The 21,661-nt window shown below is 70.1% G+C and carries 20 protein-coding genes; 5 read left to right on the forward strand and 15 right to left on the reverse strand.

Annotation, left to right across the window (positions count from 1 at the left end):
* Positions 1 to 2: 2 nt before the first annotated feature.
* Positions 3 to 914 (reverse strand): NAD(+) diphosphatase, encoded by a 912-nt coding sequence (nudC, locus tag ACZ6WN_RS07110; RefSeq protein WP_465863652.1) that lies wholly within the window; start codon positions 912 to 914, stop codon positions 3 to 5.
* Between the two features lie 37 nt (positions 915 to 951).
* Here nudC and ACZ6WN_RS07115 point away from each other — a divergent pair, with 37 nt between their 5' ends.
* Positions 952 to 2,745, forward strand: a complete 1,794-nt coding sequence (locus tag ACZ6WN_RS07115) for a hypothetical protein (protein ID WP_465863654.1) — start codon at positions 952 to 954, stop codon at positions 2,743 to 2,745.
* A gap of 730 nt (positions 2,746 to 3,475) precedes the next feature.
* On the opposite strand, the gene ACZ6WN_RS07120 is transcribed toward ACZ6WN_RS07115, so the two are convergent.
* The 11 genes from ACZ6WN_RS07120 to moeZ form a co-directional block, all read right to left on the reverse strand.
* The gene (locus tag ACZ6WN_RS07120; RefSeq protein WP_465863656.1) at positions 3,476 to 6,691 is read right to left on the reverse strand and encodes a UvrD-helicase domain-containing protein; all 3,216 of its coding nucleotides are present in this window, start codon (positions 6,689 to 6,691) and stop codon (positions 3,476 to 3,478) included.
* Between the two features lie 20 nt (positions 6,692 to 6,711).
* Positions 6,712 to 10,002 (reverse strand): ATP-dependent helicase, encoded by a 3,291-nt coding sequence (locus ACZ6WN_RS07125; RefSeq protein WP_465863658.1) that lies wholly within the window; start codon positions 10,000 to 10,002, stop codon positions 6,712 to 6,714.
* Between the two features lie 45 nt (positions 10,003 to 10,047).
* Positions 10,048 to 10,338, reverse strand: a complete 291-nt coding sequence (locus ACZ6WN_RS07130; RefSeq protein WP_465863660.1) for a DUF1905 domain-containing protein — start codon at positions 10,336 to 10,338, stop codon at positions 10,048 to 10,050.
* Positions 10,339 to 10,342: 4 nt separating this feature from the next.
* Positions 10,343 to 10,792 carry a cupin domain-containing protein gene (locus ACZ6WN_RS07135; RefSeq protein ID WP_465863662.1) on the reverse strand — a complete coding sequence of 150 codons (450 nt, stop codon included), beginning with the start codon at positions 10,790 to 10,792 and terminating at the stop codon, positions 10,343 to 10,345.
* Positions 10,773 to 11,480: a hypothetical protein gene (locus ACZ6WN_RS07140; RefSeq protein WP_465863664.1), complete on the reverse strand. Its 708-nt coding sequence runs from the start codon at positions 11,478 to 11,480 to the stop codon at positions 10,773 to 10,775. Before ACZ6WN_RS07140 ends, ACZ6WN_RS07135 begins: the two co-directional genes overlap by 20 nt.
* Before the next feature lie 71 nt (positions 11,481 to 11,551).
* Entirely contained in the window at positions 11,552 to 12,217 is a 666-nt protein-coding gene (locus ACZ6WN_RS07145; protein WP_465864959.1) for a lysophospholipid acyltransferase family protein, read from the reverse strand.
* The gene (locus ACZ6WN_RS07150; protein WP_465863666.1) at positions 12,217 to 12,537 is read right to left on the reverse strand and encodes an MGMT family protein; all 321 of its coding nucleotides are present in this window, start codon (positions 12,535 to 12,537) and stop codon (positions 12,217 to 12,219) included. Before ACZ6WN_RS07150 ends, ACZ6WN_RS07145 begins: the two co-directional genes overlap by 1 nt.
* 21 nt (positions 12,538 to 12,558) lie before the next feature.
* Positions 12,559 to 13,428 carry a serine protease family protein gene (locus ACZ6WN_RS07155; protein ID WP_465863668.1) on the reverse strand — a complete coding sequence of 290 codons (870 nt, stop codon included), beginning with the start codon at positions 13,426 to 13,428 and terminating at the stop codon, positions 12,559 to 12,561.
* A 93-nt stretch (positions 13,429 to 13,521) separates the two neighbouring features.
* Positions 13,522 to 14,154 carry a class F sortase gene (locus tag ACZ6WN_RS07160; RefSeq protein WP_465863670.1) on the reverse strand — a complete coding sequence of 211 codons (633 nt, stop codon included), beginning with the start codon at positions 14,152 to 14,154 and terminating at the stop codon, positions 13,522 to 13,524.
* Positions 14,151 to 14,441, reverse strand: a complete 291-nt coding sequence (locus ACZ6WN_RS07165; protein WP_357334713.1) for a hypothetical protein — start codon at positions 14,439 to 14,441, stop codon at positions 14,151 to 14,153. Before ACZ6WN_RS07165 ends, ACZ6WN_RS07160 begins: the two co-directional genes overlap by 4 nt.
* Positions 14,442 to 14,602: 161 nt before the next feature.
* Entirely contained in the window at positions 14,603 to 15,817 is a 1,215-nt protein-coding gene (gene moeZ / locus ACZ6WN_RS07170; RefSeq protein WP_406027538.1) for an adenylyltransferase/sulfurtransferase MoeZ, read from the reverse strand.
* A 127-nt stretch (positions 15,818 to 15,944) separates the two neighbouring features.
* Between moeZ and ACZ6WN_RS07175 the strand changes: the two genes are divergently transcribed.
* The 3 genes from ACZ6WN_RS07175 to ACZ6WN_RS07185 all read left to right on the forward strand — a co-directional run bounded on the left by ACZ6WN_RS07175 (position 15,945) and on the right by ACZ6WN_RS07185 (position 17,361).
* Entirely contained in the window at positions 15,945 to 16,577 is a 633-nt protein-coding gene (locus ACZ6WN_RS07175) for a TetR/AcrR family transcriptional regulator (RefSeq protein ID WP_091052606.1), read from the forward strand.
* Between the two features lie 98 nt (positions 16,578 to 16,675).
* Positions 16,676 to 16,897 carry a DUF3107 domain-containing protein gene (locus tag ACZ6WN_RS07180; protein WP_091052608.1) on the forward strand — a complete coding sequence of 74 codons (222 nt, stop codon included), beginning with the start codon at positions 16,676 to 16,678 and terminating at the stop codon, positions 16,895 to 16,897.
* A gap of 152 nt (positions 16,898 to 17,049) precedes the next feature.
* Positions 17,050 to 17,361 (forward strand): hypothetical protein, encoded by a 312-nt coding sequence (locus ACZ6WN_RS07185; protein ID WP_465863673.1) that lies wholly within the window; start codon positions 17,050 to 17,052, stop codon positions 17,359 to 17,361.
* Between the two features lie 52 nt (positions 17,362 to 17,413).
* Here ACZ6WN_RS07185 and ACZ6WN_RS07190 read toward each other — a convergent pair whose 3' ends face one another.
* Together ACZ6WN_RS07190 and ACZ6WN_RS07195 are read right to left on the reverse strand one after the other, a co-directional pair.
* On the reverse strand, positions 17,414 to 18,475 hold the full coding sequence (locus tag ACZ6WN_RS07190) for a C39 family peptidase (RefSeq protein ID WP_465863675.1): 1,062 nt from the start codon (positions 18,473 to 18,475) through the stop codon (positions 17,414 to 17,416).
* A gap of 6 nt (positions 18,476 to 18,481) precedes the next feature.
* On the reverse strand, positions 18,482 to 19,183 hold the full coding sequence (locus ACZ6WN_RS07195) for a ferritin-like fold-containing protein (RefSeq protein WP_357334705.1): 702 nt from the start codon (positions 19,181 to 19,183) through the stop codon (positions 18,482 to 18,484).
* Between the two features lie 173 nt (positions 19,184 to 19,356).
* Between ACZ6WN_RS07195 and ACZ6WN_RS07200 the strand changes: the two genes are divergently transcribed.
* Positions 19,357 to 20,835 (forward strand): DEAD/DEAH box helicase, encoded by a 1,479-nt coding sequence (locus ACZ6WN_RS07200; RefSeq protein ID WP_465863677.1) that lies wholly within the window; start codon positions 19,357 to 19,359, stop codon positions 20,833 to 20,835.
* A gap of 6 nt (positions 20,836 to 20,841) precedes the next feature.
* Here ACZ6WN_RS07200 and ACZ6WN_RS07205 read toward each other — a convergent pair whose 3' ends face one another.
* Positions 20,842 to 21,489: a L,D-transpeptidase gene (locus ACZ6WN_RS07205; RefSeq protein WP_465863679.1), complete on the reverse strand. Its 648-nt coding sequence runs from the start codon at positions 21,487 to 21,489 to the stop codon at positions 20,842 to 20,844.
* Positions 21,490 to 21,661 lie beyond the last annotated feature (172 nt).

Genomic DNA, 21,661 nt, shown 5'->3' on the forward strand with positions numbered 1-21,661 from the left:
GGTCACCACGAGCCGGGCAGCTCCTGGCCGTACCACTCCTCGATCAGCGAGCGGCTGATCGAGATGCCGCTGGGCAGCTTGACCTCACCGCTCTCGGCGACCGCGGCGAGCTCCGCGCGGGTGAACCAGCGCGCCTCGCGGATCTCGTCCTGGTCGACCGTGATCTCGGTCGACGCCGCTCGCGCGAAGAAACCGAGCATCAGGCTGGCCGGCAGCGGCCAGGGCTGGTTGCCGAAGTAGTCGACCTGCCCGACGCGTACGCCGACCTCCTCCGCGACCTCGCGACGGACCGCGTCCTCGAGCGACTCCCCCGGCTCGACGAAGCCGGCGAGCGTGGAGAAGTTGGGTGCCGGCCAGCGGGTGTGGTTGCCGAGCAGGCAACGCTCCTCGTCGGTCCCTGGATCGCCCGTCGTCACCAGCATGATCACCGCGGGGTCGGTGCGCGGGAAGGTCAGGTGTCCCTCCGCGCAGGCCAGCTCGTGACCGGCCGCGCGCGGCTCGAGTGCGCCGCCGCACCGGGAGCAGAACCGAGTCGCCCGATGCCACTCGGCCAGGCCGATCGCGTGCATCAGGAAGCTCGCCTCGGTGGTGTCGGCGAGCATCGCGGGGAAGTGGCCGCGCAGGTCGCGCCAGGTCTCGCCGGCCTCCTCCCGGCCGGTGAGCACCGCGAACCTCGCTCCGTCAGGGGTGTCGCCGAGGAGCAGCCGGATCCCGTCCGGTGAATCCGCGGGCGTACGCCACCTCACCCCGGTCTTCCCCGACGGCTCGACCCTGTTGCCGGCGACGACGAGGACCTTCGTCGTCTCCTCCGACCAGGCCTTCTCGACCCAGCCGTCGTCGGCGCGCAGATGACCGGAGCGGTCATGGGGGTCTCGAGTGATTCTCAGATGGATGGGCAGCTTCGGGGAGTCCACCCGGCAGAGCCTATGAGGTGGGTATATGTTCCGCCGCGTGGATCGGTTCTGGCGCATCGCCGCTGTCGTCTCCGTCGTGGTCGCTCTGGCGATCAACGTCTACATCGCCTGGGGCTCCAGCCTCTCGTTCATGTACGACGAGATCGGCACCGTGATCCATGGCCGGACCGTCCTCGGACTCGACTCCCCGCAGCTGAACACCCCCGGCTACTACCCCGGCTGGGGTGTGCTGCTGGCGCCGTTGTGGCTGGTCACCTCGGATGTCTTCACGTTCTACCAGATGGCGATCGTCGTCGGTCTGGTGATCAGCATGCTCACGATCTGGCCGCTGGCCCGGGTCGCGGTGCGGCTCAGCGGGGTCACCCCGGCGCAGGGCGTGGTCGCCGGCGCCATCGTGATGGCCCTGCCACCCCGCGCGATCCAGGCCGACTACATCCTCTCCGAGCGGCTGGTCACGCTCCTGGTCGTCCTGGCGACGCTGGCCGCGTTCCGGCTGTGGGAGAGGCCGACCTACCGCGGCGTACTCCTGCTCAGCCTGCTCACCGGCCTCGCGCTCTTCTCGCACGCCCGGATGCAGGTCTTCGTCGCCGCGGTCGCGCTCTGGCTGGTCTTCTTTCTGGTACGCAAGTGGCAGATCGCCCTCGTCGGGCTGGTCGCCACCGGCGTGCTCGCCGTCGCCGCCAACAAGGCCGCGCTCTGGTTCCACGCGCAGCTGGTGCCGTGGAAGTTCATCCAGGCGCAGGGCTTCTTCGAGAAGGTCTCGCAGGCCAACCCGCGGTTCTGGGTCGATACCTTCGCCGGTGAGGCCTGGACGCAGATGGTCGGCAGCTTCGGCGTCGTGGTCGTCGGCCTGGTCGTGGTGACCGCCGCGTTCTGGAAGGAGCTCCGTTCTCGGCAGGTCGGGCCGGCTGGGTTCGTGCTGATCGCGGCCGGGTCGATGTACGTCCTGAGCTGCCTCAACTGGGGCAACGAGTACTCGCTGTTCACCATGGAGTGGCGGCGCTTCGACTACTGGATCTACGGGCGCTACATCGACCCGGTCTTCGCGGTCCTCGTGCTGGCCGGTGTGTGCGCGGCGATCCAGGCCGTACGCTCCCGGGCGGTCCTCGTCTGGACCTGGGTGATCGTGGCCGGGATCTCGCTGGTGACCATCCTCGTCGTCGCCCCCGACGCCCCCACCTGGGCCTACACCACCCCGGCGCACATCCCAGGCGCGATCCCGTGGTGGTGGGCCCTTCCGGACGGACAGTTCCCGCAACCGGGCCCGATCCCGTCGTTCACCAACGACAACCGCTTCTGGCTGATCGCCACCCTGTGCGCCCTGGTGCCGCTGGCGATCTGGACGCTCCTCGCAGTCGTGCCGAAGCTGGGCTCGCAACTGGGCGACCGGGTGCGATCGGTGGCCATCACCGCGCTCATCCTGGTCGTGGGCACCGCCGGATCTGCCGTCGCCGACGTGGCCTCCGACAAGTTCCACGACCACTTCGACCACGCCACCCCGGTCGTCGACGAGCTCCGCACGATCCTCGCCGAGCACCCCGACGCGGTCGTCGCCTACGACAACAACTGCCCCCGCCGACCGGGTTCGAAGAACGCCGAGCGCAACTGGCTGATGTGGTGGATGCTTCCCACCATCGTCAAGCGGCAGTGGGAGTGGGGCGACGACATCGTCTTCTCGTGCCCGAACGGTGAGCCTTCCTTCGTCACCGGCGCGGTGATGCTGCGCGAGCGGCCGTTCCCGCTTGCGACCGTCTGGATCCTTCCTGGTGATCTGCTCGACTCGCTGCGGGAGTCTGGGGAGTTGCCGGAGGTTGCTAGGACGGTGAAGTAGTTCGGGGTTGGCCTGGGCCGCCGACCCGATCTCGAGTGTTTCTCGACCTGCCCCGGAGTAAAGGACGGCCTGCGGCCGCCGGCTTCGCCGGCCGCTTACGCGGTCCTTGACACCGGACCACGTCGAGAAAGATTTGGCGGGCTATCGAGACGGCGGCCCCGGTGTGGCCGCGGAAGATCCACTCCTCGACGGGTAACTGTTGCGGGGCGAGCGAAATTCCTTCGCCCACGCCGAGCCTCACTACCGGGTGCCCACCCCCGGTGAAAGAAAGTTTTCTTTCACCCGCCGACCCCACCCGGCTGACGGCGAAGTTCTGCGCGCGAACGAACATTCGTTCACCCCACCCAACCTCCCTGCCGCAGGTCCACCCACCCCGGTGAAAGAAACATTTCTTTCACCCACCGACCCCATGCTCCGCAGCGAAGGGCCCGGCGCGAACGAACATTCGTTCGTCTCCCGCCCCCACCCGACCAACCGGGACGAAACACCAACCGATATCCCCAAGCCCGTGCCCAACCAAAACCGTCGCACCAAACCCCTGCCGCCGACCCGATAACCAGCCAAAATTCTCGGCGACGGCCGGTGTCAAGGATCGCCGAAGGCGACCGGCGAAGCCGGCGGCCAAAGGCCGTCCTTTACTCCGGACGCCGCCGAGAACACCCTCCAAGCAAGGGTCGGCGGCAAACACCAACCCCAAAAAACAGCAACCGAAGCGCGCCAAAAGAAGGCGCTACCCAGCACCCCCACCCAAAAGCCCCTCCAACTCCCCCCGCCCAGGAAGCGAAGAAGGCTCGACCAGCCTCCCAGACCGAACGTAGTAGAACGCCGCCCGAACCCGAGACAACGGCACCCCCATCAGCTCAGCCCACCCGACCCGATAGAGCGCGAGCTGGAGCGGGTCGGCGTTCTGGCTCTGGTTGGTCTTCCAGTCGACGATCAGGAAGCTTCCGTCGGGCTCCTGGTAGACCGCGTCGATCCGTCCCCGAACGACCTGACCTGCCAGAACGATGGCGAACGCTGCCTCGACACGGTAGGGCGGCCGGTCGGCGAAGGGACCGTTCTCGAAGGCGCTGATGACCTCCTCGAGACCGGACTCGTCCTCGATGCCGTGGTCGGCGCGACCGGGCAGGTCATCGGGGTCGAAAAGGTCCTGCTGTCCGAAGCGGGCCTCGACCCAGGCGTGGAACCGGGTGCCGAAGCGGGCCTGGGAGGACGGCTTGCGGGGCATCGGGCGGACCAGGTCGGCGGCGAAGCCGAGCGGGTCGTCGCGCAGCTTCGACATGGCGGTGGCCGACAGTGACGACGGCAGCGGCACGACCACCTCCGGGGCGCGCTCGCGCTCCGCCTCGGTGAGCAGCCGCTCGATCTCCTCGTCCCACTGGTTTACCGTCTCGAGCAGGGTGAGGTCATCGAGATCGTCGGGCCCCGGGGTCACCTCCCGGACGAGCCGGGCCGCCTCCAGACGACGCTCCACCTCGGGGGTGTGGTGGTTGATCGGCCAGGGCAGGTCGACCTCCTGGGCGGCGTACGGGCTCTCCTCCTCACCCTTGACGACAACGTCTGCCCAGCGGTCGGGCTTGGCCCCCCATTGGAGCAGCGCCTCGCGGGTCTTCTCCACGTAGAGCGACGGACCCCGCCCCTCCTTCAGCGAGGGGGACCAGCGCCAGCACGAGACGAACTGGACGTGGCGGGCCCGGGTCCAGGCGACGTACGCCAGCCGGAGCTCCTCGACGCGTTCGTGCTCCTTGCGCTCGGCGAGGAGCTCGTCGATCGAGTCGGCGTCGTGGCCGTGGAGCTGGGGCAGGTCATCACGGTCACCACGGAGCGCGGCGGGCATGACCGAGGGGACGGTCAGCCACGACGAGCGTGTCTGGCCGGTGGGGAACTTCTTGTGGGTGACACCGACCAGGAAGACGACATCCCACTCCAGCCCCTTGGCGCGGTGGACGGTGAGCAGCTTGACCGAGTCGGCCTCCGAGGGGGTGGCGACGTCGAGGCCCTGGCCGTATTCGTCCTCCGCCTCCAGGTAGGCCAGCAGCGCGGCGAGGGTGACCTGGCCGTCGAGGCCCTCGAAGTCGGCGACCGCCTGGACGAAGAGGTCGAGGTTGTCGCGCCTGGCCGAGGCCGCCGGGGAGACCGAGGCGGCCAGCTCGACGTCGATGCCGGTGACGTCGATGATCCGGCGGACCAGGTCGAGGAGCGGCTCGTTGACCGCTCGGCGCAGCCCGCGGAGCTCGTCGGCGAGCATCTTGAAGCGCTCCCTGGCCTGCGAGGAGTAGTCGTAGTCTGCGGGGTCGCCGGGATCCTCCAAGGCGTCGTTGAGCGAGGGGATCTCGGTGGGGTCGGTGCCCTCGACCGCCGCCTCCAGCTGCCGTTCGATGTCGGCGAACTCCTCCGCGCCACCCACGACGCCGGCCAGGTCACGTGACCTGCGGCCGAGGATGGCCAGGTCGCGCGGCCCGATCGCCCAGCGCGGGCCGGCGAGCAGGGTGAGCAGCGCGGCGTTGGCGGTGACGTCGTGCAGCAGCTCCATGGTGGCCACGACCTCGGCCACCTCGGGCAGCCGGAGCAGCCCCTTCAGACCGACGATCTCGACCGGGATCTCGCGAGCGGTGAGCGCGTCGAAGACCGCGGCCGCCTGGGAGTTGTCCCTGGTCAGGACGCCGATCTCCTTCCACTCCCCGACCGCCTCATGGGCCTCGATCACCTTGTCGGCGAGCCAGGTCAGCTCATCGTCGTACGTCTCGTGGACATGCACCCGCACCTCACCATCCCGTGCGCCCTCGGCGGCGACCAGCCGCTCCTGCTCGCGACCCTCGTAGAGCTGGGCGGCCAGATGGTTGGCGGTGGCGAGGATGCGGGCGTCGGAACGACGATTGACCGTGAGCGAGTAGGCCGGCCGCCGCCCCCCGCGCGCCGGGAAATCGCGGCCGAACTCGAGGATGTTGCTCACCGAGGCACCGCGCCAGCCGTAGATCGCCTGGTTGGGGTCGCCGACGGCGGTGACCGGGTGTCCGTCGCCGAAGAGGCGGGCGAGCATCTGGGCCTGGGCCACCGACGTGTCCTGATACTCGTCGAGCAGCACGACCTTGAACTTCCCGCGCTCGATCTCACCGACCTCGGGCGTCTCCACGGCCAGCCGGGCGGCGAGGGCGATCTGGTCGGAGAAGTCCATCAGTCCGAGCCGGTCCTTGAGCCGCCGGTAGCCGTCGACCAGGTCGAGCAGCTCGTAGCGCTTGTCGATCGCGTCGATCGCCTTCTCGACCTTGGTCAGCTTGGTCTTGACCCGTTTCCCGTCGGCCAGCTGCGCCTGCAGGTCGGCCACCTCGAGCGCGAACAGCGACCGCTCGTTGCGGTCGTAGGCCCTCAGCGTGGCGGGGTCGACGAGATGCTCGGAGAGCTCAGAGTCGAGCGCGAGCAGCTGCTGGACGGCCAGCTTCGGGTAGTCGGTCAGCTTCTCCACCGGGTGCGGGTGCCGGGCCACGGCTCGGGCCGCGAGCTGGTAGCGGGTCGCGTCGGCGATCAGCCTGGTGTCGGGCTCGTGACCGATCCGCAGCCCGTGCTCGGAGAGCAGCCCGGAGGCGTAGGAGTGGTAGGTCGCCACTGTCGGCTCGGTGGGCTCGTCATCCTCTTCGCCGGGCCGCGGCGGACCTTCGCGCCGTTCGGGCCACAGCCCCGCCTTCTGCAGCGACTCCCGGATCCGGGTGGCCAGCTCGGCGGTCGCCTTGGTGGTGAAGGTCAGACCGAGCACCTCCCCGGGAAGCACCCGGCCGGTGGCGACCAGCCAGACGACCCGGGCGGCCATGACCGCGGTCTTGCCGGACCCGGCGCCGGCGATCACCACGGCCGGCTCCAGCGGAGCCGTGATCGCTCGGAACTGCTCCTCGCTGTAGAGCCAGTCGTGGCCCATCAGCTTGGCGAGCTCTTCGGGGGTCTCGACCTTCATCGCTGCGCTCGTTCCTGTGTTCACGACAGCACCGACCCCGAGGTCTGCGCCGGGCAGAGCGCGACGAACTGGCACCGGTCGCACTGCTTGCCGGGCCTGGCCACGAAGTCCTCGGCTCGAACCGTCGCCACCGCCTTCTCCAGCTGGGTGATGATCTCGGGCGGCTCGGGTGCCTGCACCTGCACCTTCGGCAGCTCGCTCCCCGAGCCCGCGGGGTGGCGCAGCTGGATCAGCTCCGCTCCCCCGGAGGTCGCCCCCGGCGCCAGCGACGAGGCCGCACCGTGCTCGACGGCCAGCTGGTAGAGGCCGAGCTGGCCGTGCTCCTTGACCTCCTGCGCGGTGGGCGGATACTTCCCGGTCTTCAGGTCGACGACGACGATCCGGCCGCTCTCGTCGAGCTCCAGCCGGTCGGCGTAGCCGTTCAGCCGCACCGTCTCCCCGCTGGGCAGCGAGACCTTCGCGGTCAGCTGCTCCTCGAACCCGATCACGGTCCGCGCCCCGGGACGCCGGTGCCAGGTCAGGAATCGGGCCAGCACGTCCCGAACCGCCTCCCGCTCGCGGGCAGCGGACCAGGGTGTGCGGAACTCGAGGCGGCCCCAGACCTCGTCCACGAACGGCATCAGGTCCTCGACGGTGGCGGCGTCGAGGTCACCGCGGGCGAGCTGCTCGGCGATCGCGTGCACCACCTTGCCGAAGCCCTGGCTCGAGGAATCGGTGACCGCACCGCCCGCCTCACGAGCCAGGAACCACTGCGCGGGGCAGGTCAGGATCGCCTCCAGCGCCGAGGCGCTCAGCGTGATCGGACGGTCCTCGGGGCGCACCGCGGCCGAGGCGTACGTCGGGGACCGCAGCCCCCACCAGGTCGACGGGTCCGCGGCGAGCGCGATCCGCTTGCCGCGGACCTCGGTGGCGGCCAGCTTCTGCAGCCTTCGCGCGGCGGCCTCGCGCAGCGCGTCGGGTTGGGCCGGATCCGCGGCGGTGCGGCGCAGCTCGGCGACCAGGCCGGCCAGCGACAGCGGGCGCGCCGGGCGGCCGACGCGGTGACGGATCTGGTCCTCGCGCAGGCCGAGCTCGTTGATGAACCGCGACGGCTGGTCACCGTCGTCGTCGGGCGACTTCACCGCGGTCACGACCAGCCGCGACCGGGCGCGGGTGGCGGCGACGTAGAAGAGCCGACGCTCCTCGGCGAGCATCGCCGAGCGGGTCAGCGGCGGCAGCAGCCCGCCGTGGCGCCCGTCCGGCAGCGCCGGGGCGATCCGGTCGGGACCGAGGAGCGAGTCACGTCGTCGCAGGTCGGGCCAGGCCCCCTCCTGGACATGGGCGACTACGACGAGACCCCACTCCAGGCCCTTGGAGCGGTGGGCGGTCAGCAGCCGCACCGCCGAGCCCCGCACGCCCTTGTCGGCCAGGGTGTCGGCCGGGATCTCCTGGGCGCGCAGCGTCGCCAGGAACGTCTCCACCGAGGTGAACTCCTGACGGCCCTCGATCTTGGCGGCGGTGTCGAAGAGGGCCACGACCGCGTCCAGGTCGCGGTGGGCCAGCCGCGCCGCGGCACCACCCGACTCCACCTGCGCCCGCAGCCGCTGCCCCCACTCGGCGCCGTCCCACAGCGTCCACAGCACCTGCTCGGCCCCGGCACCCTCCTTCAGCGTGGCCCGGGCCTCGGCGAGGAGCGCCGCGAGCCGACGTACGCGCCCCAGCACCCGCTCCTCGCCCCCGCTGGTCGACCCGCCCCCGCTGGTCGAGCCGGATTCGTGAGGTACGAACGAATCCGTGTCGAGACCAGCGGGGGCTGCGGGAGCGGCGGCGAGCAGCGCAGGATCGAGCACGGCCCGACGTACGAGATCATGCGCGGCGACATCCGGAAAGCGAGCCCGCAGGGTGCGGGTGAGCGCGCGGACATCGGTGGCGTCGAGGCCGCCGAGAGGGCCGGTGAGCAGCTCCTCGCAGCGCTCGGGGCGTACGTAGCGCTCATCGAGGTCCGACTCGACATCGGCGTCGACGACGACCCCCAGCGCGTCGAGGAGGACCGCGGCGGCGGGTTCACGGACCAGCGGAGTCTCGTCGGCGGCGACCTCGACCGGCACGCCGGCGGCGGTCAGCGAGCGGCGCAGCTGCGGGATCGAGGTGCGGCCCGAGCGCACCAGGACGGCCATGTCGGACCAGTCGATGCCGTCCTCGAGATGCGCGCGACGAAGCAGGTCGGCGATGTGCTCGGTCTCGGCGCGGTCGGTGTCGAAGGTGAGCACCTCGGCCCGGCCCGGGTCGGACGCCAGCGGGTGCGGGTTGCGGAAGGTGTCGTAGGCCGCGGCCGGGATCGAGCCGCGCACCGAGATGCCCGCCGCGATCGACCGCGACGCCCGCAGCAGCCGCGACCCGAACCGGCGGGTCGTCCCCAGCGCCACCACCGGCGCGTGCCGGCGCTCCCGGGTCAGGAACTGCGAGGGGAAGTCGAGGATCCCGTTGACGTCCGCGCCCCGGAACCCGTAGATCGACTGGTCGGGGTCGCCCACCACGATCAGGTCGCGCCCGTCTCCGGCCAGCGCCTGCAGCAGCGCGACCTGGCTCGGGTCGGTGTCCTGGTATTCGTCCACGAACACGCACGCGAACTCGGCCCGCAGCTCGGCCGCGTGCCGCTCGGCCTCGATCATCCCGCGCATGATCAGGTCGGGGTAGTCGATGGCCGACTGGGCGCCGAGCACGTCGAGATACTGCTCCAGGAACCACCCGGCCGCGATGAACTCCTCGATGCCCTCCTCCCGGCCGAGCGCCACCAGCTGGTCGGGGTCGAGGCCGCGCTCGCGCGCCCGCGCGATCACGGTCTGCACCTCACGCGCGAACCCGCGGGTGCCGATCGCCATCCGGAACCGCTCGGGCCACCTCACCGACTCGGGGTGGTCGGCCAGCAGCTCCTGCAGCACCACATCGGCCTCCGGCGCGGAGAGCAGGGTCAGCGGGGCGGCGTAGAGGTCGGCCGGCGCGTAGCGGCGCACCAGCCCGTAGGCGAAGGAGTGGAAGGTCGAGGAGACCGCTCCGGACAGCGTGCGCCCCAGCCGCGCCGTCACCCGGTCGCGCAGCTGCTCGGCGGCCTTGCGGGAGAAGGTCAGCGCCAGCAGCTGGTCAGGCCGGACGCCACGGTTCTCGATCCGGTCGACCACCGCCTCCACGAGCGTGGTCGTCTTGCCGGTCCCCGGCCCGGCCAGCACCAGCAGCGGTCCGCCGGGATGCTCCACGACCGACCGCTGGTGCTCGTCGAGCACGGGCACTGCGGCGGCACTCGGCGGCGGGGCAAGGCGGTACGCGACACTCACGGGTCCCACCCAACCAGACGACACCGACAGTTTTCAGACGTCCCCTCAGACCTCGTGCCCCAGGCGCATCCGCACGGCGACGACGTCGTCGAGGTCGATCCCCTCCGCCTTCCGCACCACGACCTTCAGGGGCAGCAGATAGGTGCCGTCCTTGGGGAAGAGCGCCGTGGTGAAGGTGGTCTCGCCGATGGTGGCGGTGACGGCGACCTGGCCCCAGTACTCCAGACCCTTGGCGTCCTCCTTGAGATCCTCGGCGTCCTCGACGGGCATCGGCACGTAGTAGAACGGAGCCGGCCCGCGCCACTCGATCACGGCCCCTTCGAAGGCGTACTCCACGGCCCTACTCCGCAGCAGCCGAGTCCGAGACGAGCTCGAAGTCGTCGAAGTCGAACCCGGGCGAGACCACGCAGGAGACGAGCGCGTCCTCGGCCGAGGGGACCGTACGCTGCCACGCCCCCGCGGGCACGACCGCCTGCGGCACCTGGCCGGCGGCGACGTCCACCCCGACGAGCACGGTCTCGTCCTCGACCGGAGCCGGGCCGGAGCCACCGAGCTGCAGGGACACGACACCGGTGTGCGCCAGCCAGATCTCGTCGGACCGCACCCGGTGCCACGCGGAGGAATCCCCGGCCAGGAGCCGGAAGTAGATCAGGGTCGCGGTCGGACGCACCCGCCCGTCGGGCAGGGTGACGGTCTCGGCAGCGGCCCAGGTCTGCCGGAACGCACCGCCTTCGGGGTGCGGCGCGAGGTCGAGGGCGGAGGTGATGGGGTCAGCGGTCACCCGGCTCATTGTGCCGGGTCCCGTCGACAGAGTCGGCAGGTTCCTCGGGGAAGCGCGGGTCGCCGAGCAGGTACTGCCAGAACAGGCCCGGCTTCTTGTGCGGCAACGGCTTGGGACCGCCGACCGACCGGCCCTCGACCGCGTCCCAGATCGCGTCGACGGGACGGGCCACGCGGCGTACGACCTTGCCGGGCAGGCCGGTGTGCGGCAGGTGGGGGTGCGGACGCGACGGCGCCCGTCGCTCGGCCGCCGTGATCCGTTCGGCGACCAGCAGGAGCACGTCGTCGGAAGCGTCCTCGGCGAGGCGCGAGACCAGCTCGTCCTCCCTCTCCTCCTGGTCGATGAGCGCCTCCTCGACCTCGCTCCACAGCGTCGGCCAGCCGTGGGTGGTCTCCCAGGTGGAGCCGTACTCGTGCGCCTTGACGTGGAAGAGCAGCACCTCCAGGCGCCGCGCGGTGGGGAGGTAGTCATGGACCAGACCGGCCCCGCCCTCGCAGTGAGCGGAGACCGCCGGCAGCAGCGCCTCGTCCACCGCGTGCAGGTGGCGGGACGTACCGGCGTTGAACTGGTCGATCGGTGGGCAGCCCCGGCGGGTCTGCTCCGGCCTGGCGATGATGCTCCGAGCGTGGGCCAGGCGCCCAGCGAGCTCGTCGTGCTTGCGTCGCAGCTCGTCCTGCAACACGGTCGTGGTGGCCATCTGCCTCACCTCGGCTGCTAGGGGGTCCACCCTTTAGAGTGCGCCCCTTCGCGCCGCGGCGCAACAGGCAATCAGACGTCGGCGGGTCGCTCGTTGTAGACGCCGGCCAGGTCCTGACCGCTCAGCCTGGCGATCGCCTCCATGACCTCGTCGGTGAGGGCGCGGCGGGCCTTGCCGAGAGGTACGCCGTCGAAGCGCCCGGCCACCTGGATCGGCTGCCCGAACTCGACGGTGACCTTCGCCAGTCGCGGCAGGCTGGACCCGACCGGCTGGAGCTCCGCGGTCCCCCGCAGGCCCACCGGCACCACCGGCACCCCGGCAGTCAGCGCCAGATGGGCCACCCCGGTGCGTCCGCGGTAGAGCCGGCCGTCGCGCGACCGGGTGCCCTCGGGGTAGATCCCGAACGCCTCGCCCTTGCCGAGGACCTCCAGGGCCACCTCCAGCGAGCCCAGCGCGGCCTGCGGGTCGTCGCGGTCCACCGGCAGCATCCCCATGCCCTCGAACCACGCCCTCTGGGCAGCGCCCTTGAGCCCGGTGCCGGTGAAGTAGTCGGACTTGGCCAGGAAGTGCACCGGCCGGGGAGAGACCGACGGGATCACGATCGAGTCGGCGAAGCTGAGGTGGTTGCTGGCCAGGATCACCCCGCCGCTGCGGGGCACATTCTCGCCCCCGGTCACCGTGGGGCGCCAGACCGCACGGAGGAGGGGTGGCACGACGGCGTGGAGGACGCGATACATCACGGGATCATCGTAGGCGGCAGCCACATCGCTGCGCGCAGATCCACAGCACCCGAGACGCGGCGCGGGGTGCCCTCCTCGAGATAGGCCTGGCGCGCCTCCTCACCGTGGGAGGCGGGGAGCGAGCCATCGGCCCGCACCACCCGCCACCACGGCATCCCCGCGCCCTCGCGCGCCATCACCGAGCCGACCTGCCGCGGCCCTCCCCCGAACTCGTCGAAGAGGGCGTCCGCGATCGCGCCGTACGTCGTCACCTTCCCCCGAGGGATCTGCTCGACAAGACGCAGAACGGCTTCGACGTACGCCTCCCGATCGCTCATGTCCGGCAGGCTAGCGCGCGGTCACAGGATGGGGCTGAACGGCTCCGTGCCGTTGACCAGACGCAGGCCGGAGATGCCCGAGTGCGCCTGGGCGTACGTCAGCTCGAGGTCCATGTCACCGATGTTGTTGGAGCCCGCGAGCGGGAGCAGGCCCAGGGTCGACAGCGTCCCGACCGCCTTGCCGTCGGCGTTGAGGAAGCCGGAGCCGGAGTCACCGGGGATCCCGGGGGTGAGGTTGTAGAGCGGGTGCGACCAGCGGGTGCCGTTGACGTCGTCCCCGAGCGAGAGGCCGATCTTCGGCGAGAGCAGGTCGACGTCGGCGCGCACCGAGGAGTTGCCGTAGGAGTAGACCTTGTCGCCGGCCACGGTGCCGTCGGTGTCGATGCCCGTCGGACCGCCCCAGATCGGCACGCTCGGGTTGACCTTGCCGACGTCGGCGGCGTTCACCTTGACCAGGGCGAGGTCGTTGTAGGCGCAGGTGTTCTCGTCGGTGGTGCCCTGCTTCTTCATGGTCAGCCAGGACGAGTACGCCAGCTTCCCCCTGCCCAGAACGGTGCCCTCGCTCAGCAGCGAGCCGCCCTCGTTGAAGGTGACCTCGGTGCCCAGCGGGAGCGAGTCGGCGGCGCAGCCGTTGGTGTCGGTGGCCTCACCGAGGCCCGCGCAGTGAGCGGCGTAGCCGACGTAGACGTTCGAGGCGGAGTCGGCGAAGACGAAGTTGGCGGTGCACTGGGCGCCGTCGGTGTACATCTGCACGCCCGGGGTGATGGTGGCCGTGTCGGCCGGCGCCCAGGCGTGGGCCGGGGACGCGACCAGGGCCGGGGCGAGGGCGGCGGCGAGCGTGCCGGCGGCGATCGCCGCGGCGCGGCGTACGGAACTACGGGTGCGGAGCATGTGGGGGCCTCTGTTCGTAGGTGATGTGACTCACAGAACAACGAGGTGTGGGGGCCCGAGGTTACGACGCGTTCACACCGTCGGGGGTTTCGCTCAGCCCTCCGGGACCGCCACGACCACCGTGTTGCCCTGGAACGAGGTGCCGTCCCAGTCGTCACAGGTCACCACGACCAGCTTCGCCTCACCGTCGGTGTCGAAGAGCTTGCCGCTGCGCTTGGCGACCTGCTCCTTGGAGAGGTCGCGGACCGACCGCACGGTGTAGCTGAACTCCTCGCTCTTGGTCCGCACGACGATCTCGTCGCCCTCGTTCACCTCGCCGAGCCGGTCGAGCACGCCGCCCCCGTTGTGCAGGGTGTGGCCGACGATCAGCACGGAGCCCTCGTCCGACCCCGGCTTCGCGCCGGCCTTCCACCAGCCCATGAGCGCGGCGTCGGCCGGTGGCGTCAGCGTGCCGTCCTCCATCGCCAGCGGCACCACGTCGGCGTGCACGTTGAGCGAGGGGATGGAGACGCCACGCACCTTGCCCTTCTTCTTCGGCACCTCGGCCAAGGCCTCGGCCGGGATCGAGGAGGTCGTCGCCGGCGGGGTCGCGTTGGCCTTCTGGGCGTCGTCGATCTTGGTGTAGTAGTCGTAGGCGGCATAGCCGAGCACGGCGACGGCGACCACGAGGACGACGACGAAGATCTCGCCGAGGAACGTCCTCAGGCTGGGTTGACCTCTGCTCACTCGGCCGAGCGTGCCACAGCCTCAGCTCGTTTGCGACGTACGGCCATCGCGGCCCCCGCCCCCATCAGCAGTGCGCCGACGCCGGCGAAGACGTAGGACGGCGGTACGCCGCGGGTCGGGTCCGCGACGTTCGACTCCAGTCTCTCCGGGTCGATCACGGAGCCGACGGCCGCACCGGAGGCCGGCTCCGGGGCCTGGTCGCTCGCGTGGGCAGGGGTACCGAGAAGCAGTCCGCCGGCCAGGGTGGCACCGGCGAGCGTCGCGCTGAGACGAGCGCGTGTGGACAACGTCGAATCCTCCGGGGTTCGTGCATCTGTGCAACTCCGCCCCCCGCAGCTGCGATCGCAAAACTATCGGTTTCGCCACGCTCAAAGAAAGCCAGCGGCGGCCCCAGAGGGGCCACCGCTGGCCAACAGTTCAGTAAGCGCCTTCGTTGATATGTGACTGATCAGTAGGAAGGCTGCGACGGGTCGATCTGGTTGACCCACGCCACCACGCCACCACCGACGTGGACCGCGTCGGAGTAGCCCGCGCCCTTGGCGATCGCGAGCACCTCGGCGCTGCGGACGCCGCTCTTGCAGTGGAACACGAGCGGCTTGGCACCGTCGCCGGTGAGCTCGGCGACCTGCGGGATCGCGTTGCCGTTGAGGAACTCGCCCTTGGGGATCAGGACGGCCCCGGGGATCTTGTTGATCTCGTACTCGTTCGGCTCGCGCACGTCGACGAGGACGAAGTCGCGGCTGCCCTCCTCGCGCTCCTTGATCATCTCGGAGAGCTGGTTGACCGAGATGGTCGAGCCGGCCGCGGCGTCGGCCGCCTCGGTGGAGATCGCACCGCAGAAGGCGTCGTAGTCGATCAGGTCGGTGACCGTCGGGTTCTCGCCGCACAGCGCGCAGTTGGGGTCCTTGCGGACCTTCAGCTTGCGGTACTCCATCTCGAGTGCGTCATAGATCATCAGCTTGCCGACCAGCGGCTCACCGATGCCGGTCAGCATCTTGATGGCCTCGTTGACCTGGATCGAGCCGATCGAGGCGCAGAGCACGCCCAGCACGCCGCCCTCGGCGCAGGAGGGGACCATGCCCGGGGGCGGGGGCTCGGGATAGAGGCAGCGGTAGCAGGGCGCGTCGTCGGTCAGGGTCGGCGCGAACACCGAGGCCTGGCCGTCGAAGCGGTAGATCGAGCCCCAGACGTACGGGATGCCCAGGAAGTAGGCCGCGTCGTTGACCATGTAGCGGGTCGCGAAGTTGTCGGTGCCGTCGACGATCAGGTCGTAGCCGGTGAAGATCTCGCGCACGTTGTCGTTGTCGAGCCGCACGTCGTGCAGCACGATGTTGACGTACGGGTTGACCTCCTTGATCGCCGCCGCGGCCGACTCGGCCTTCGGCTGACCCACGGTCGACTGCTTGTGGATGATCTGGCGCTGCAGGTTGGACTCGTCGACCTCGTCGAACTCGACGATGCCGAGGGTGCCCACGCCGGCCGCGGCCAGGTAGAGCAGGGCGGGCGAGCCGAGACCGCCGGCACCGATGACCAGCACCTTGGCGTTCTTCAGGCGCTTCTGCCCGGCCATGCCGACGTCGGGGATGATGAGGTGGCGGCTGTAGCGGCGCACCTCGTCGATCGTCAGCTCGTCAGCGGGCTCCACGAGCGGGGCTAGGGACACAACTGCTCCTCAGTTCGGACGTACGTATGCCTACTTGAACACCGCAGGCACATCTCCATGTTCCCTCATCCGTGGACGAGACAACGACGCGTCCCGCGATCCGAGTACCAGCGGGTAGGCTGCTGGGGTGACCACGCACCAATCCGAGCTCGACCCCACTCGACCGCGAGGGGCCCGCCTGCCCCGAACGGAGCGACGAGCCCAGCTTCTCGAATCCGCCCTCGAGGTCTTCGTCGCCTACGGCTTCCACGCCGCCGCGATGGACGACATCGCCGAGAGGGCCGGGGTCTCGAAGCCCGTTCTCTACCAGCACTTCCCCGGCAAGCTCGACCTCTACCTGGCGCTGCTGGAGAAGTCCGCGAACGAGATCATCGATCGCTGCCGGGAGGCCCTGGCGTCGACCGACGAGAACAAGGAGCGCGTGGCCCGCACCGTCGAGGTCTTCTACGACTACGTGGCCTCCGAGTCCGGCGCGTTCCGGCTCGTCTTCGAGTCCGACCTGACCAACGACCCCGCCGTGCGCGAGCAGGTCGACCGGGTCACCAACGAGTGCGCCGAGGTGATCGCCGAGGTCATCGCGGAAGACACCGGCTTCGCCCCGACCGCCTCGCACCTGCTCGCCGTGGGCCTCGTCGGCCAGATCCAGGTCAGCGCCCGCTACTGGCTCCACAACAACGGCGAGCTCTCCCAGGCCGACGCGGCACGCCTGGTCGCCGGCCTCGCCTGGCGCGGCATCGGCGGCTACCCGAAGACAGACTGATCCACCCGAAGTTTCCGCTCGTAGCGCAACGACGGGGTTCCTCACCTTCTGTGTGAGAGGATTCCGAAGCATTGATCGACCCATCGCAAGGAGGACCCGTGGAGGTCAAGATCGGCGTCCAGCAGGCCGCCCGTGAGCTCGTCGTAGAGACCGAGGAGTCCAGCGAGTCGGTGGAGAAGCTCATCGCCGACGCACTCGGCGGCGGCGCTGTGCTCGCATTGACCGACAGCAAGGGCCGCAAGGTCATCGTCCCGACCGAGAAGCTCGCCTACATCGAGATCGGACCGGCGAAGGTCGGCAAGGTCGGATTCGCCGGCTGAACCACTCCGGACCGCACTACTCAGGGATGCCCCTGATTCCGGCGGAGAAGTTCCGGTTTGGGCCATGTTGCCCGTGCATTCCCGTCTCAACAGGTGCAATATCGAGGGATAGGCGCATTTATGGCGCCCTCACAACCTGAAGGGATTTGGGCATGATCGGGACCATCATCACCGTCCTCGTCGGTGGCGTCATCATCGGGCTCCTCGGCAAGTTCCTCGCCCCGGGCAGCCGGGACAACATTCCGTTCTGGCTCGTCGTGGTCTGCGGAATCGTCGGCATGCTCGTCGGCGGCTGGCTCTACTACGCCATCTTCGGCGTGGCCGGCAACGTCGAAGGCAACCCCAACTACGACATGTGGAACACGTCCAAGGGCATCGACTGGTGGCGTCACCTCTGGCAGGTCGTCGTCGCCGCCATCGCGGTCGTCGTGGCGGCCGGAGTCACCGGAAGGTCCAAGGCCTGAGCCTCGCCCAGGTCACTCGAAGCGGTCCCGCCCCTCAGGGGGTGGGGCCGCTTCACCAATTCGGCTGAGCCGGCGACTCGGGCGGCGCCACGTGCGGCGGCCGGAGGACGTAGACGACCCGCCCCGAGCGGGCCCAGGCGCGGTCGAGCTCGCCGAGGTCGTACGTCGCCCGCACCTCCGCGTCGCTGACGATCCGGTGGGAGGCCGGGTCGTGGACGACGGGGTCGCCACCCTCGTCGAACCCGATCAGCACGAGCAGGTGGCCGTTGGTGACGTACCCGGCGCCGGTCAGCTCGCCGTCCTGGTGGGAGACGGCCAGCACGAGTGGGATCCCGGCCTCGACGAACCGGGCGGCCTCGGCGAAGGAGCGGAGCCTGGTGACGTACGCGACGAGCCCCCGAGCGCCGGCATAGGCGGTGTTGAACGCCCAGTTGCCGGCGCCGCCGAAGGACTCGTCATAGACCTCTCGGACGGTGAACGGCACCTGCGGGTCAGGGGTCTCGTAGTCCACCCAGGCCGTCTCGGCGGGCGTCGGGCCGACGCCCCAGAAGTCGGCGATCATCGCCGTCGAGGCGGCGCTGCACCAGGACTGCCCGCCGCCGTCCCAGTGCGGGTAGCGGTCACGGTGGAGCTGCTGCGAATAGGCGGGTACGCCACCCACGACCGTCCCGCTAGCCACCGCCCCGGGTGCCGGCGCCGACTCCCGGGCGCCGGCCGAGACCATCGCCCCGAGCAGGCTCGCCCGCGGCAGGCTCCCGGCGGGACCGTGCAGACCCAGCCGCAACGCGAACGCCGTGAACCTGTGCCCGTCCCGCCCCAGGACGGTGTCGTCGGCCACGACCGCGACCGGGTCGTCCTGACCGGCGACGGAGGTGGAGGTGAAGGCCGGGTCCGAGGACCAGCGGGCCAGCACCAGCCAGCCGCTGCGCTCCCCCGACTCGGCAACCACCTGGACCGCGACCTCGATCCAGGTCGCGGGCGGGGTCACCACGTTCCAGGAGGCGACCAGCTCGTCGAAGCTGAACCCGGGGCTGACCTCGGGAGACGTCCACACACCGGCTTCGGGCGCGAGCTGATCCCCCGACCAGCCGGTCCAGAGGATGTCAGTGCTCAACGAACCTCAGTGCTCGAGCCCGAGCTTGCCCATCCGCTCGACGTGGCGCTGGGTGAGCCGGGTGAGCATCTCGCCGATGGTGCCGAGGTCGAGACCCGAGAGGTGGCCACCGGCGATCAGCTCGCTGAGCCCCTCGCGGGTGGCCGCGACCTGCTGGGCCTGGGTGAGCGCCTCGCCCATCAGGCGACGACCCCACAGCGCCAGCCGGCCACCGATGAGGTGATCGGCCTCGATGCCGGCCCGCACCCGGTCCACCACGAAGTCGGCCCGGCCGGCGTCCTCGAGGGTGGTGACCACCAGCTTGTGGGTGTCCTCGTCGAGGAACCCGGCGACCTCACGGTAGAAGTCGTTGGCGAGCCCGTCACCGACGTACGCCTTGACCAGCGACTCCCACCAGTCCGCGGGCTTGGTGTGGATGTGGAACTCGTCGAACCCCTCACGCAGCGGCTCCATCGCCGCGTACGGGTCGGTGCCGAGCTCCACCAGCCGGTCGAGGACCGGCTGGATCTTGGCGTGCTGGGCGGCCGCCATCGCGAGCAGAGCCGTCTTGTCCTCCAGCGAGGGCGCCATCTTGGCGTCGTCGGTCAGCCGCTCGACGGCCGAGACCTCGCCATAGGCGACCGCTCCGAGAAGGTCGATGACGGCAGCCTTGTAAACAGGATCACCGAACGGATCCTGGGGGCCTGTGAACTCTGACGATGCAACCACGGGAGAACCCTACCGATAGAATGCGTTCTGACCGACCCAGCGCCGCTGATATTCACCTTCATATCGCGGTTGCCCGGATCCCGTATGTGCGCGGCGTGGCACTCGCTCGGCAAGCTCGAGACACCCGTGAGTCGCTCGCCGCATTCGATGAGACAAGCGAGTAGCGACGAATCATGACAACGTTCAAGGACCTCGGGGTTCATCCCGAGATCTGCGCTCCCCTCGAGCGCAAAGGCATCACCACCCCCTTCGCCATCCAGGAGATGACCCTCTCGGTCGCCCTGCAGGGCACCGACCTGATCGGCCAGGCCCGGACCGGCTCCGGCAAGACGCTGGCCTTCGGCATCCCGGTCGTGCAGCGCAGCGTGTCCCCCAAGGACAGCGACTACATCGACCTCCCGCAGGGCAAGCCCCAGGCGCTGATCGTGGCCCCGACCCGCGAGCTGGCCATGCAGGTCTCCGCGGAGATCTCGCTGATCTCCGAGGACCGCGGCCTGCGCGTGCTGACCGTCTACGGTGGCGCCGGCTACGACCCGCAGATCGACGCGCTGGAGAAGGGCGTCGACATCGTGGTCGGCACCCCCGGCCGCCTGATCGACCTGGCCAACCGGAAGGTCCTCGACCTCTCCCACGTGCACGCCCTCGTCCTCGACGAGGCCGACGAGATGCTCGACCTCGGGTTCCTGCCCGACGTGGAGAAGCTCGTCACCCTCACCCCGGAGACCCGTCAGACGCTGCTCTTCTCGGCCACCATGCCGGGTGCGATCGTCGCGCTGGCGCGCTCCTACATGCGCCACCCGATGAACATCCGCGCCGAGTCCGCGAGCGAGCGCGAGACGGTGCCCGCGACCGCGCAGTTCGTCTACCAGGCCCACGACCTCGACAAGCCGGAGATGATCGGCCGCCTGCTGCAGTGCGAGGACCACGACAAGGTCGTCGTCTTCGCCCGCACCAAGCGGCAGGCGCAGCGCGTGGCCGACGACCTCGCCGAGCGCGGCTTCCTGGCCTCTCCCCTGCACGGTGACATGCAGCAGGCCGCCCGCGAGCGGGTGATGCAGAAGTTCCGTGAGGGCAAGGTCGAGGTCCTGGTGGCCACCGACGTCGCCGCCCGCGGCATCGACGTCACCGGCGTCTCCCACGTGGTCAACTACACGACCCCCGACGACGAGAAGACCTACGTCCACCGCATCGGCCGCACCGGCCGCGCCGGCGCCTCCGGTGTCGCGGTCACGTTCGTCGACTGGGCCGACCTCCACAAGTGGAAGATGATCAACAAGGCGCTCGACCTTCCCTTCGACGAGCCGGCCGAGACCTACTCCTCCTCGAAGCACTTCCTCCACGACATGGGCATCCCGAAGGGCACCAAGGGCCGGATCAAGGCCGCGGCGCCCGCCAAGCCCAAGGACAAGGACTCCGACAAGGACGGGGAGAAGCGCGAGCGCGCGCCCCGCAACCGCGACCGTCAGCGCACCCGTTCCCGCGGTGGCCAGGTCGTCGACAAGTCCGCTGCTCCGGCCGCCGCCGAGTCCGCCGAGTCCGCCGGGGCCACGAAGCCCGCCGAGGGCGAGGCCAAGTCCGAGGGCGCGCCCCGTCGCCGCCGTCGCCGCCGGTCTTCTGGCTCGGGCGGTTCCGCGCCCAAGGCCGACGCCTGAGCCTGCCTAGGGGATCACGACCACCTTGGTGCCGAGCCGCGCGAAGCGCCACATCGCCTTCGCGTCCGGCTCGGCCTGGCGGATGCACCCGTGCGAGAGGGGTGTGCCCAGCTGGGCGCGGGTCTGCACGCGCTTGCCCTTGTCCACCGGGATGTTGTGGAACCCGATCGCGGCGCGGGGGCCCTTGGTGAAGCGTACGAACCACTTCATCCGGCCCGAGTCGTCGATCCCCTTCGCGTGCACGGATCGCGAGAAGACCTTGTAGGTTCCGGGCTCGAGGTTGTCGTAGATGCTGCCCGAGACCGGATAGGTACGCCGCGTCCGATCGGCCGCGGACACGATCCAGACCCGCTGGCGGCTGATCGAGAAGACCGCCCGGCGACCGGTGCCGGAGTCGTCCGGAAGCACCTTCTCCGCGGCGGCCGTCCGCGCATCGACGTGCCGGTCGATCGCGGCCTCGCGCTGCCCGTCGTGCGGCCAGACCGGGGTGCGTGCCTCGTCGTCCGCGCCGAGCTTCAGCCCGCTGTCGGCCGCGCTGGGTCGGCCGTTGGCCTCCGGCTCGGCGATGACCTCGATCCCGCCGTACAGACCGGCTGAGGTCAGCAAGGATGCGAGGAAGAGCATCTTGGTGCGCCGGAAGGGTCGCGATCTCACCGTCCGGTGCCGCCCGACGGCGCTCACTGATCCATCACGCGCCCGAGCCCGCCTGTGAAATCCACGTCGACATCATCCAAACTCGCATCACCGCAAGTCAACTGTCACACGACAGACAGAAACCGAGATTCCGCGGGTGAACCCACGGCCCGGCGCTTGGACCACCTTTACG

This window comes from Nocardioides sp. NPDC054178, assembly GCF_055585005.1.

Bases quoted from the DNA above. Each gene is read 5' to 3' on its own strand.
- ACZ6WN_RS07120 (WP_465863656.1), bottom strand. From the start codon at position 6,691: ATGAAGGTCGAGACCCCCGAAGAGCTCGCCAAGCTGATGGGCCACGAC.
- ACZ6WN_RS07135 (WP_465863662.1), bottom strand. From the start codon at position 10,792: ATGAGCCGGGTGACCGCTGACCCCATCACCTCCGCCCTCGACCTCGCG.
- ACZ6WN_RS07140 (WP_465863664.1), bottom strand. From the start codon at position 11,480: ATGGCCACCACGACCGTGTTGCAGGACGAGCTGCGACGCAAGCACGAC.
- ACZ6WN_RS07145 (WP_465864959.1), bottom strand. From the start codon at position 12,217: ATGTATCGCGTCCTCCACGCCGTCGTGCCACCCCTCCTCCGTGCGGTC.
- ACZ6WN_RS07150 (WP_465863666.1), bottom strand. From the start codon at position 12,537: ATGAGCGATCGGGAGGCGTACGTCGAAGCCGTTCTGCGTCTTGTCGAG.
- ACZ6WN_RS07155 (WP_465863668.1), bottom strand. From the start codon at position 13,428: ATGCTCCGCACCCGTAGTTCCGTACGCCGCGCCGCGGCGATCGCCGCC.
- ACZ6WN_RS07185 (WP_465863673.1), top strand. From the start codon at position 17,050: ATGATCGGGACCATCATCACCGTCCTCGTCGGTGGCGTCATCATCGGG.
- ACZ6WN_RS07200 (WP_465863677.1), top strand. From the start codon at position 19,357: ATGACAACGTTCAAGGACCTCGGGGTTCATCCCGAGATCTGCGCTCCC.